The sequence below is a fragment of the Flavobacterium alvei genome, assembly GCF_002920895.1.
Lineage (GTDB): Bacteria > Bacteroidota > Bacteroidia > Flavobacteriales > Flavobacteriaceae > Flavobacterium > Flavobacterium alvei.
Window position 1 is genome coordinate 1 of sequence record NZ_PQVG01000007.1, and the last position, 13451, is coordinate 13451.

Annotated in this window: 7 protein-coding genes; 5 read left to right on the plus strand and 2 right to left on the minus strand. The window is 35.6% G+C overall.

The window, feature by feature from the left end; genetic code table 11:
- From C3L50_RS12360 to C3L50_RS16355, 4 genes are all read left to right on the plus strand, one after another.
- Positions 1 to 1880: T9SS sorting signal type C domain-containing protein (locus C3L50_RS12360; RefSeq protein WP_133158881.1), on the plus strand; the 1880-nt coding region annotated here is incomplete at its 5' end.
- 42 nt (positions 1881 to 1922) lie between these two features.
- Positions 1923 to 2150 carry a hypothetical protein gene (locus C3L50_RS16225; protein ID WP_133158882.1) on the plus strand — a complete coding sequence of 76 codons (228 nt, stop codon included), beginning with the start codon at positions 1923 to 1925 and terminating at the stop codon, positions 2148 to 2150.
- 674 nt (positions 2151 to 2824) lie between these two features.
- The gene (locus C3L50_RS12365; RefSeq protein ID WP_103806496.1) at positions 2825 to 9292 is read left to right on the plus strand and encodes a LamG-like jellyroll fold domain-containing protein; all 6468 of its coding nucleotides are present in this window, start codon (positions 2825 to 2827) and stop codon (positions 9290 to 9292) included.
- Positions 9293 to 9444: 152 nt separating this feature from the next.
- Positions 9445 to 9615, plus strand: a complete 171-nt coding sequence (locus C3L50_RS16355; RefSeq protein WP_165784011.1) for a hypothetical protein — start codon at positions 9445 to 9447, stop codon at positions 9613 to 9615.
- Between the two features lie 97 nt (positions 9616 to 9712).
- Here C3L50_RS16355 and hisS read toward each other — a convergent pair whose 3' ends face one another.
- Complete coding sequence (gene hisS / locus C3L50_RS12370) at positions 9713 to 11083, minus strand: histidine--tRNA ligase (RefSeq protein ID WP_103806497.1); 1371 nt, start codon at positions 11081 to 11083, stop codon at positions 9713 to 9715.
- Positions 11084 to 11227: 144 nt separating this feature from the next.
- Between hisS and C3L50_RS12375 the strand changes: the two genes are divergently transcribed.
- A complete protein-coding gene (locus C3L50_RS12375) occupies positions 11228 to 12469 on the plus strand; it encodes an ABC transporter permease (RefSeq protein WP_103806498.1) in 1242 nt (413 codons plus the stop codon).
- A 90-nt stretch (positions 12470 to 12559) separates the two neighbouring features.
- Here the strand turns inward: C3L50_RS12375 and prmC are convergent, their stop codons facing one another.
- Entirely contained in the window at positions 12560 to 13414 is an 855-nt protein-coding gene (gene prmC, locus C3L50_RS12380) for a peptide chain release factor N(5)-glutamine methyltransferase (protein ID WP_103806499.1), read from the minus strand.
- Between the last annotated feature and the right edge of the window lie 37 nt (positions 13415 to 13451).

Sequence of the window (13451 nt, forward strand, 5' to 3'; positions counted from 1 at the left end):
CATCAACTCCGTTCCCTATAACCACACAAGGAACAACAATAGTAACTTGGTCTTTCAATGATGGAAATGGTCAAATTGTAACTGCTGATCAAAATGTGATTATTGATGATACCGTAGCGCCAGTCACTCCAGTTTTAGCCAACATAACTGGGCAATGCGCTGTAACACCCACTGCTCCAACAACTACCGATGCTTGTGCAGGAACTATTACAGGCACAACCTTAACCGTTTTCCCAATCACTAATGCTGGAACAACTGTAATTACTTGGAACTTCAATGACGGAAATGGTCAATCCATAAATGTAAATCAAAATGTGATTATTGATAGTACAACCTGGAATGGTACAACTTGGTCTAATAGCGCACCAACAAGTGCTACTGCAGCAATCATATCAGGAAATTATACAGCAACTGGAAACCTAAACGCCTGTACATTAACTGTCAACAACAACGCTGTAGTTTCAATTCCTTCTGGTTTTAATGTCACTTTAGGTGGCGCGCTAACAGTAAGTTCGGGCAGTTTTACTTTAGAAAATAATGCCAATTTGATTCAAACTACCAATGCAGCCAATTCAGGAAATATTATCATTAAAAGAAATAGTTCGGCCTTATTCCGTTTAGATTATACTTTGTGGTCATCACCTGTTACTGGAAGCCAAACCTTAGGGCAGTTTTCACCTTTAACATCTACAAACCGCTTTTACGAATACAATACAACTACCAATCTATACAATACCATAGCTAACACAAATACCTTTAATTTAGCCAAAGGCTATTTAATTCGTATGCCTAACACTTGGGTAGATTATGGCGCAGGTTCGGCAGCTTCTTGGGCAGGGACTTTCGCAGGTGTTCCTAATAATGGAACCTTCACTTATACAATGTCCTTGGCAGGAACAGGTTTTAATGCTGTAGGAAATCCATACCCTTCTAATTTGATTATAGACAATTTCATTAGTGGCAACATGGGTAATATCAATGGGACTTTGTATTTCTGGAGAAAAAGAAATGATGCGGCAAATCTAACGTCCTACTCTACTTGTACTACAGCAGGATGCTCATTAGTGAATAGTCACATCTATCCAAATACCGATTACATCTCTATCGGACAAGGGTTTCTTGTTAAAGCTACTTCAACGACATTGAATTTTAATAATACAATGCGAATAGCCAATAACCAAAATCAGTTTTTCAAAACCAAAGTAGTCGAAAAAAACAGAATCTGGTTGAATCTTTATAATGATGCAATTCCTGTAAACCAAATGTTATTGGCTTATATGACTGGTGCTACTATGGAAATTGATCCTACTATAGATGGAGCTTACATCAACGATAGTCAAACGGCATTAAACTCTCTAATTGGAAGCGAAGAATATGCAGTTCAAGGGCGTGCCTTACCTTTTGATACTACTGACGAAGTGCCTTTAAGTTTCAAAGCACAAAATGCAGGAAATTATTCTATTGCAATTGACCATGTTGATGGTCTATTTTCCGAAAATCAAGACATTATCCTAAAAGACAATAGCAACGGAACAGAAACTAATTTGAAAAATCAAGCCTATGCTTTTACTGCAGCAGCTGGAGCGACAAATACCCGTTTTTCTTTGAAATACCAAAAAACCTTGGGAATCAGCAATCCTGCTTTTGATGAAAACAGCATCATAGTTTTCAAAAGTAATGACAAAACGCACATCAAATCTAGTACTAAAGCTATCGATAATGTCAAAATTTATGACATTAGAGGAAGATTGCTACTCGAAAAAAACAAAGTAAACGCAAACGAAACGAGCTTCGATAGTTCAAAATTTGCTAATCAAGTTTTAATTGTACAAATCACATCCGAAGATCAAACAATCGTAAAAAAGAAAGTAATTAATTAATCGCTTTAGATGAAAAATCAATTAAACCTCAAAATCCCAAACATGAAAAATCAATATACTAAATATTACTTGACGTTCTTTTATTTATGCTCAACCCTAATGCTTTTTGCCCAGCCTGGAGCTACCGATGAAACAGGCAATCTAGAAAGCACCGATGCTCCTGCTCCAATAAATGATTACATCTGGGTTTTAGCCTTAATTGGTTTAATTCTTGTCTTTTGGAAATTAAAAAGCTTGCAAAACGAAAAAATGGATTTAAAAACAAAATAAATTAATGAGCATTAACGCTTAAAAAAAAGACACGAATTTGGTTTGCATGTTCTCTAACGCTCGGTTACAAATTTACACGAATAAGCATTTATTTAATTTCACGGATTTTCAGAATCCGTGAAATTAAATTATTAAAACCATAAAATCAGTAAAATTCTTATCGAAAAGCTTTTGCTAAAAAAAATAAATAAAACCTTTCTGCCTCTTAGAATTAATTTTAAGATTACGGCACTTTTTTAATACTCTAAAACTAATTCCACCTATTGATTTTAAAATTCTAAATTAATATTAGGAATCTGGTTCTTGACAAACCAATTCTTAAAACAGTTTCCAAATCACCATCCTAGGGTTCAAAATTACTCCTTACATAAGTTAAGGAGCTATTTTTTTCATGTTGAAAATTTTGATATTGCTGATGACAACCACTTACAAATAAATAATTATATTAAATTTCCTACTTATTTATTTAATATTGTGCATTTCATCGATAAATAGTGCATTTAATCGGTAAAAAATTATTTTATTCTATTTTACTTTCCTACATTTGATGACTCAATCAAACCAAAATTAGATTTACTTGGTTTATTTGAGATTAAATTGAAATAGAAAATGTTCTTTTTTAGAATAATATAAAAATATTAAAATTAGCTATTCATCCTTTTTACCTTAAAGTCATGAAAAAAAATACTCTTTTTACAAAAACATTCCTCACACTAGGTTTACTATTAACAACCTATTTAGGATATGGACAATCTCCTAAAACTTATTCTTCTTCGGGTACTTTCACTGTTCCTGCAGGTGTTACTTCTGTAACCGTTCAAGCATGGGGTGGTGGTGGAAAAGGAGGTTCAAGAACTTCCGGAACTAACGGATATGGTGGTGGTGGTGGTGGTGCTTATGCTTCATCAGCAGTAACAGTAAATGCACTTAACGCACCATATACTGTTACAGTTGGTACTGGAGCTACAACAACGGCAGCTGGAAATGATTCTTGGTTTTCGACAACAGGAACTGTTCTTGCAAAAGGAGGACAATCTGTAGCTGACAACGCCACTACAGGAGCAACAGGTGGTTTAGCTTCTGCGAGTATTGGAACAACAAAATTCAATGGAGGAACAGGAGTTAGTGGAGTTGCTGGCACATATGGTGGTGGTGGCGGGTCTTCTGCAGGCACAGGATTAGCGGGTCTTACAGGAGTTACATTCACAGGTGGAATCGCTCCAGCAGGTGGAGGTAACGGAGGTAATGGTAGATCAGCTAGTAACGGAAATGGCTCGGCAGGAATTGTTCCTGGTGGTGGTGGTGGTGGTGCTTTGAGAACAAGCGGAAGCCCAACAGGTGGTAGCGGTGCAAATGGCCGAGTAATCCTTACTTGGAGTAATTTTACTTACAGCCTTACCAGTACAGCCATAGCTAGTCCGCTATGTACTGGAAATGGAGCTTCGGTTACCCTTACTGGAGGAGCTGGATTACCAACTGGTAACTACACAGTAACTTATAACCTTACTGGAGCAAATACAGCTACAGGAGCTACTGCTTCTATGAGTGTAACCACTGCTGGAACTGGAGTTTTCACAACTGGAACTTTGTCAAACACTGGTTTAACCAACATACAAATTACCAATCTTTCGAGTGGTGTATCGCCAGATAATTGTAGTAATGCAATTGGAGCTAACAATACAGCTAGTGTTACACTAACTTCTGTTCCTGCACAACCAAGTGCTATAACAGGAAATCTAACTGCCTGTTCTGGTACATCACAAAACTATAGTGTAACTGCAGTAGCTGGAGTAACTTATTCTTGGAGTTTCCCTGCCGGTTGGGTACAAACTGCTGGAGGAACAACAAACTCAATAACCGTTACTACAAGTAGTACATCTGGGAACATTACTGCTACCCCATCTAACAGCTGTGGAAACGGTACTGCAAGTACTATAGCAGTTACAACCTCCCCAACTGCCAGCGCTGGAAGTCCATTAGCAAACATCTGCCAAGGTCAAACCACCATAGCATTAGGTGGCTCTTTTGGAGGTAGCGCCACAAGTGCAATTTGGTCTGACGGAGGCGTTGGCGGAACATTTACAAACAATACAGGAAGTACACCAAACACAACCACTTGGACTCCTCCTATAGCATACACAGGTACAGCTACATTAACATTGACTACTGCTGGCGGTAGTTGTGGTATAGCTACAGCTTCTAAAACACAAACTGTAGTAGTAGGTGTATTTGCAACGGTAGCAAGTTCTGCTATAACTGTTAATGGTTCATTAACTTCTCCAGCATTAGGTGGAAGTCCATCATCAGGAACTTGGACTAAAATTTCTGGACCTTCTGGTACATTCTCATTTAGTAATGCTTCTAGTGGTTCATCAACAGCAACAGTATCATCAGTAGGAACTTATGTTTTCAGATGGACGGTGACGAATACTTGCGGAACAACTACAGCAGACATTACCGTAACTTATTTAGATGCAAATTTCCACAGAGATTACACCTTGTTCTATGAAGATTTTGATGCTACAGATGGAGGATGGACAAATACCACTAACACCAATGGATCTTGGCTACGAACTGATTCATTTCCTAGTGTAGCCGAAATTGGTGAAAATTCGTTTTGGAGAACAAACAATTTTAATGATTATGCAAACAATGCAGTTATAGAAATAACCAGTCCTGCTTATGATTTTACAGGTTATGAGGATATGCTTTTCAATATAGATGTACGTTATGACACTGAATCAAATAGAGACGGAATGCGCATTTTGTATTCTATAAACAATGGTGCATTCGTTCAATTAGGTGCCAGTGGAAGTGGCATAAACTGGTATAATTCTACATCTGTAAATGCATTAGGAAGTAATGGATGGAGTGATAACAATGCTACTGCTGCCCTAGCATTTACTCCAATTGGAGTAGGTCCTAATAGGTTTATAAGAGCTACGACTCAATTGGCCGATGCCACTTTTAGAAATCAATCGAATGTGCGTTTTAAAGTTGAATTTAGATCAGATAGCAATACAACAGACAACGGAGTAGCTTTTGATAATGTTGCTGTAGAAGGAAGTGCTATAGTAGCATTAGCAGACTCTCCTATTGCTCCAGCAAATATCAACCAAAATTTAAGTCTATGGTTCAAAAGCAATGCTGGAATATCCGCTACAGATGGAACACCATTAACCGAATGGGAAGATCAAGCATTCGATACTACAAGAGCTGATTTAATAAATAAGGAAAGTGTAAAAGCATTAGCCACAGATGCACCAACCTATCGTGACAACGCTACAAGAAACTTAAACTTTAATCCAGTAGTAGATTTTAATGGAGCCAACAAAGATTATATGAACGGTAAAGGAGGATTATACTCTCAAGATTACTTTGTAGTAGTATACCCTGAAGATGTCGTACAAAACACAATGACAACTAATACAAGACAAGTTCCTTTGGGAGGTAAAAGTGACGAACAAAGCTTTCACGAAGATCCAACAGGATTGGGACTTGGAAATACAACAGCTCGATATAGTAGTCCCGAGGTTATAGCACATAACGTTGGAGCTTATGCTCCTGGATCGGGTTCTCCTGCACCCGGGGTTGACTCTTATGGAAAATCATTTTCATCTACAACTGTCACTTATAACGAACCACTTATTATCAATGTAAAAACCAATGTAAGTGGTACTTCTACTGAAATTTATAAAAACGGAATAAAAATAGACAATCTTGATGGTAGAACTGGAGATACTGGAACTGGTAGCTTATTAAACTTTTATGAATATAAAAATTTACCTTTCTATCTAGGAACAGGACGTAGTGGAATTAGCGGTAGAGCATTATCTGCCTTAAACGGAAGACTTTCAGAAGTGGTTGTTTATACTTCTCCAAACAGTGCGCTAAACCAACAAAAAATACAAAGTTATTTAGGTATAAAATACGGAATAACGCTACATGCAACAACAAGCGACAATCAATCTGGAGTAAGTGACGTTACTAGACTAAATGATGTAAACTACATTGATTCTGCTGGAAACATCATTTGGGATACAAATACAAATACAGGACATAATTACGACATTACTGGTATCGGGAGAGACGATGATTCTCAATTATACCAAAAACAATCCAAAACTGTAAACACAATCGATGACATTACAATTGGCTTGTCTGACATTGCTACTACTAACAATTTAAACTCCAATACTTGTGGTAACAAACATTTCCTTGTATGGGGTAATAATCACGGAACATTGGCCGCTCAACCTGCTGTAATAGTCAACATGAGTTCAGGGATAACTCCCTCTTTGACCAGCGAAGTAAGTTTCATTTCATTAGGCAGAACTTGGAAAGTAGTGGAAACAGGTGGAAATGTAGGGCCAACTAAGATATCAATCCCATTAAGTATGCTTTCTTTATTACCTCCTCCTCCTGGCGATTATTTAATGTTTATTTCGAGTACTACCAATTTTGACCCTACAGCTGAATATAGAATTATGACCGTAAATGGCACTAACCTTGAAACATCTTATGATTTTGATGGTACAAAGTACATTACTTTTGGTTTTGCTCCCGAAAAAACATTTGTTCGTTCAATAGCATTTGATGGTGTAAATGACTACCTCGATGCTGGCAAAGTATTAAACTTAAACACGTCTTTCACCGTCTCTTCTTGGATAAAAAGAAACAGTACGAATCAAACTATCCTTTCTAAAAGAAATAATACTTTTACTACTGGATATGATTTGAGCATTAACAGTGCTGGAAAAGCAGAGATGAGTTGGATGAATGGTACCAAACAAACTATTACCTCATCAGTTGTAATTCCATCTGGAATTTGGCACAATATTGCTGTTTCTTATGATGGAATAACAGCCAAACTATATATTGATGGCGTTCTTGATGTTTCAAAAACAATGTCAAATGTCCTTACTAATACTCAATCTTTCTTGATTGCAGCAGCCGATGGCACAACTCCAACTTCTTTTTTCAACGGAAACATCGATGAGGTTCGTGTTTGGGATGTTGCTCTTACAGACAAACAATTGCGCTATGTTATGAATCAAGAAATCAGTAGAGATGCAACTCTAACAGGCGGAACATCTATTCCAAATTCAATAACCCTCAATGATATAAAAAGTATTCCTTGGGTAAATCTTAGTGCCTATTATCCAATGTCAACTTATACATTTACTAATGCTAAAGACATTTCGTCAAATAATTATACTGCAGCTCTAAAAAACTTAACTACTGTAGATACACAAACAGCTCCATTACCTTATGAAACTGCTAACGATGGCAATTGGACAACACCTGCTACATGGTTAAATTATCAGGTACAAGATATACCTAATAGTGCATCGCCTATTGAAGGAACTATCGATTGGAATATCGTAAAAACATCACACAATGTTTCCTCAACTGGCAATAAAACAGTTTTAGGGTTAATGGTTAATAGTAATACCATAACAGCATCAAATGACACGAAAATAGAAATAACTAATTACTTAAAATTAGACGGAAAAATAGATTTACAAGGTATGTCGCAATTGGTTCAAACATTAGATTGCGATTTAGATGTAACCAGCTCTGGTTCTATCGAAAGAGACCAACAAGGTCAGTCAAATAAATTTAATTACAACTATTGGAGTTCTCCAGTAAGCCCAATAAATACCTCTGCAAATAATACAAATTACACTGTAAATGGAGTATTTAAAGATGGAACTACATCAACTCCACAGAACATTACTTGGGTTTCAACTTACAATGGGTCAGCTACAAGTCCAATTACTTTGTCTAGATACTGGTTATATAAATTTGATGATTTAATTAATGATTATGCAAATTGGACTCAAATTACCGAAACAAGTTCTTTAAAAGTAGGTCTTGGTTTCACTTTAAAAGGTAGTGGAGCAGGTACATCTAACCAAAACTACACCTTTGTCGGAAAACCTAACAATGGGCTTATCAATACTAATGTAGTTGGCATAGACCGATTATTATTAACCGGTAATCCATATCCATCCGCCTTAGATGCTACTGAATTTATTAATGACAATTTAGTATCAACTGATGGTACTTTGTATTTCTGGGAACATTCTTCAACTAACAGTACCCACATTTTACAGGATTATCAAGGAGGCTATGCTGTTCGTAATTTAATAGCAGGAGTTGCACCAGTTGCACCTGCAGAAATTAGCGGTATAGGTTCTAGTTCAAAAATTCCAGGACAATATATTTCTGTAGGACAAGGTTTTTTGGTAAACGGAAGTGAAACTGGAGGAACTATAACTTTCAAAAATAGCCAAAGAAGTTTCCACAAAGAAAATGAAACTCCTGATGGATTTGGAAATGGAGGATCCAATACCTTGTTTAGAACTTCTGCGAACCATAAAACCAAAAACACTGTCACTAACAACAATAACAATGATCCAATAGCAAAAGACACCATAATGAAACTTCGCTTAGGATATAATTTCTTGAACAAATACCATCGACAAGTAGTTTTAGGATTCATCGACGGAAAAGCTACAAGTGGTATGGATTTTGGTTATGATGCATTGAATATTGATGAATCTCCAAATGATATGTATTTATTAAATGGCAATAATCAACTCGTTATTGAAGGCGAAGGCGCTTTTAATGAAAATGCCTCCTATCCTATTGGTGTTCGATTAGAAACAAGCGGAAAAGTTTCTTTTAGTCTTGATGCTATAGAAAATTTTGACGCTAACCAACCTGTTTTTGTTTATGATAAGGAAACAAACATTTATCATTCCATAAAAAATGAATTGTATGAACTAGAGTTACCTGCGGGAACTTACAACACTCGTTTCGCATTGCGATTTAAAGACAATTCGGTTACAGAAAAAACTTTAAGCCTTGATGAAAACAAAACCAATGATGATACCATTAAAATTGCACATATTCAAAACAGCAACACCCTTAAAATAACTAATAATTCTATAGAAAACTTAGTTGAAAAAGTCACATTATATAGCATCAACGGTCAATCTATAGCTAATTGGAAAATTGAAAACCAAGACCAACAAAACATTCAAATTTCAATTAACACAATTAGTTCAGGAATTTACATAGCAAAACTAAAAACAACAACTGGAGAATTGAGTAAAAAAATTATCATTAATTAATCTAATTATTTTGGAAAAATCAGCCAAATCAAAAATGCGATTTATTAAGGAAACATTAACTTGCTTAGTGGTTTTATATGCTTTTTTCTTACTATATTTGCTACTGATTTTGAACACTATACTTAGTTAATAACAATTAATTCAATATTAAAATGAAAAAATTATTTACCGTATTAGCAATAGCTTTATTCACTATTACAATTAGTGCACAACAAACAAAACCAGCAACTTCTACTAAAAAAGAAGCAACTGCAAAAAAATGCACCGCTGAAGAAAAAGCAAAATGCGAAAAAACAACTAAAAGTTGTTGTTCAAAAAAATAACAACCGCTTTTATATTTACAAAAAATGCCTCGAAATTTCGAGGCTTTTTTTTATGTAATTCTATTTTCAAATCTTCATTCAAAAATCAAAAGCTAAATTATTTCAAAACTTCTTTCAATCCCTCGAAATCAAGCAAATTTTGTTCTCCAGTTGCCAAATTCTTCAAGGCAAACTTCCCTTCACTCATCTCCGTTTCTCCAACGATAACGGCAAACGGAATTCCACGTTTATCAGCGTGTTGAAACTGTTTGCCCACCTTGGCTTTATCGGGATACAATTCTACTTTTATTCCAAAACTGCGCAATTGTGTGATGGCTTGCATTGAATAAAAAGCCTCTTTTTCACCATAATTAATAAACAATGCCTTCGAAGTTGAAGTCACGGTTTCTGGAAACAAATTCAATTCTTCGAGAACCAGATAAATTCGGTCTAAACCAAAAGAAATACCAACTCCACTCATATCTTTCAAACCAAAAATTCCGGTCAAATCATCATATCTTCCGCCACCGCCGATAGAACCCATCGAAACTGTTTTTGGTGCGGCTACTTCAAAAATAGCTCCTGTATAATAATTCAATCCACGAGCTAAAGTTACATCTAAATCTAAAACCGCTTTATTCAAACCAAGGTTAGTCACGTTGTCACAAATAAATCGCAACTCTTCTACTCCTTTCAATCCTTCTTCAGATTCTACCAACAAAGCCGAAAGTTTCTCGATTTTCTCAGAAATTGTTCCTGTGAAATTGAATAACGGTTGCACTTTTTCGATTGCAGATTCCGCAATTCCTTTTTCGATCATTTCCTTTTTTACACCATCCTCACCTATTTTGTCGAGTTTGTCCAAAGCCACCGTAAAATCAATTAATTTATCTTTGGCACCAATCACTTCGGCAATTCCTGAAAGGATTTTTCGGTTATTGATTTTAATCGTCACGCCTTCCAAACCTAATTGCGTAAAAACGGAATCGTACAATTGCACCAATTCTACTTCTTGCCACAACGATTTCGACCCCACCACATCGGCATCGCATTGAAAAAACTCTCTGAAACGCCCTTTCTGCGGACGATCGGCACGCCAAACCGGTTGAATTTGGTATCTTTTGAATGGAAACTCAATCTCGCTTTGGTGTTGCACCACATATCTTGCAAACGGAACGGTTAAGTCATAGCGAAGTGCTTTCTCAGAAATACTAGAAGTCAGTTTATTGCTTTCTTTATTTTGCAATAATGCAGCATCGGCTTTCGCCAAATAATCACCAGAATTCAAAATCTTAAAAATCAATCGATCGCCTTCTTCCCCATATTTTCCCATCAGGGTTTCGGAGTTTTCGAACGAGGGTGTTTCTATGGGTTGAAATCCAAATTTCTCGAAATTACTTTTTATAGTTGCTATAATATATTGACGTTTTGCCACCTCAGCTGGTGAAAAATCTCTGGTTCCTTTTGGAATGCTTGGTTTTGATGCCATTTTAATGAATTACGAATTATCAATTAAGAATTAACAATTGTCAATTATTAATTCTCACTGCAAATATCTTGTTTTTAAAATAAATATCCCATCTTCTAAAACAAACTTGTAACAAAAATTGTAATTTCGTGTCAAATAAGCACTATGTTTAAATTATTTAGAGAAAACGTCCGAATTGCTTTTGGTTCTATCCGAACCCAATTGTTGCGTACCATCCTAACGGTGTTGATTATCGCTATTGGAATTATGGCTTTAGTAGTTATTTTGACGGTAATTGCTGCTTTAGAAAATAAATTGACCTCCAACTTTGCTTCGATGGGCGCTAATACTTTCAACATCAATCAATATGAAAACACATCCCGAAGAAGAGGTGGCGAAGAAAGAGAGATTATAAATCCCATCATTTCTTACCCTGAAGCAGTGGCTTTCAAAAACAAGTACAAATTTCCCTTGACCGAAACCTCTATTTCATTTACAGCAACTTCTACTGCTGAGATAAAATTTGAATCCAACAAAACCGATCCCGAAAATAAAATTGTAGGTGTAGATGAATTTTTTATGGCAAACTCAGGTTTAGAAACCAGTTCAGGCCGAAATTTTACTGGATTTGACATCCAAAACAACACTTATTCTTGCATCGTTGGATCTGATTTTGAAAAAGGATTGCTAAAAGATGTCAACCCTATAGATAAAATAATTTCAATTCGTGGAGCCAAATTCAAAGTGATTGGAGTATTAAAAGAAAAAGGCTCTACCTTTGGCAACAGCCAGGATTTAAGAGTTTTAATTCCTATTCAACTGGCTCGTTCCTTGTTTACCGCACCTAATATAAATTACACCGTGAGTGCGATGGTAAGTAAAAACGAATTATTAGAGCAAGCTGTTGATAATGCAATAATTACAATGAGGAAAGTTCGAAAATTAAGTCCCGTAAAAGACAATAATTTTGCTGTTTCAAGAAGTGATGATTTGATTCATAGAATTGAAGATATGACAGGTTATTTAAAAATTGCCGCCTTTGTAATTGGACTGATTACCATTTTAGGTTCCTCTATAGCTTTAATGAATATTATGATTGTTTCGGTTACCGAACGCACACGAGAAATTGGTGTTCGTAAAGCATTGGGAGCCAAAAAAAGCACTATTGCCTTCCAGTTTTTCATAGAAACGTTGCTAATTGGTCAATTAGGTGGTCTTGTTGGAGTTTTACTAGGTATTTCGATTGGAAACCTTATCGCATTAGCAATGGAATTTGATTTTGTAATTCCTTGGGATGCCATAATTGTTGCCTTTGGCATCAGTTTCATTGTCGCAGTAGTTTCAGGTTCATATCCTGCCGTTAAAGCTTCTAAACTAGACCCGATTGAGGCGTTGAGATATGAATAAATAAACGATTTACGATATTTAATTGATTTCGAGAATCCATTTTTATTATAAAACCTAAAATTTTACATCGTATATCAAATATCGTAATTCTTAAATCGTACCTCGAATCATTCTGTCATTTCCATAAATATCTTTTCGTAATTCGATGTTTTTGAAACCCATTTTTTCTAATAAATCAATCATTTCTTTTCCTAAATATTGATTGATTTCGAAGAATAATTGTCCGTTTGGGGATAGGTTTTTTTGAGCCAATTCGGCTATTTTTCGATAAAAAATAAGGGCATCATTATCATCAACAAATAATGCCAAATGCGGTTCATTGTCTAAAACATTTTTCTTGATTTCTTGTTTTTCTAACTCCCGAACATAGGGCGGATTCGAAACTATAATATCAAATTGTTGTTCTAAATCTTCGGTTTCAAGGATGTTTTTCAAAAGAAAAGTGACATTCACTTCATTGATTTTAGTATTTTTTTGGGCTGTGGCCAATGCTTTTTCCGAAACATCAATCGCAAAAACTTGGGCATTCGGAAGATTTTTTGCCAATGAAATGGCGATGCAACCACTCCCCGTTCCTATATCCAAAATTTTAATCTTTTGACTTTCGGCTTTCGACTTTTGACTTTGAATAATCCATTCGACCAATTCTTCGGTTTCTGGTCTTGGAATTAAAACATTAGGATTTACCTCAAATTCCAAACCATAAAAACTGGTTTTTCCTAATAAATATTGAATCGGTATTTCCTTTTTTAATTGGTTTAAAATTAAATTCCAAACTTCGATTTCGTCATTTGAAAAAGTCAATTCAGGATTTAATGCTAGGTCAATTCTTTTCAGATTTCGTTTTTCTTCCAAAATCAAATAAAAAAAACTTTCTGCTTCACCAGCATCATAAATGGGCAAAAGTTCTTGAATGAATTGAGCTCTGTATTCTTTTATTTTCATTTTATTGGGTTATCTATACTATGAATTAATATGCTCA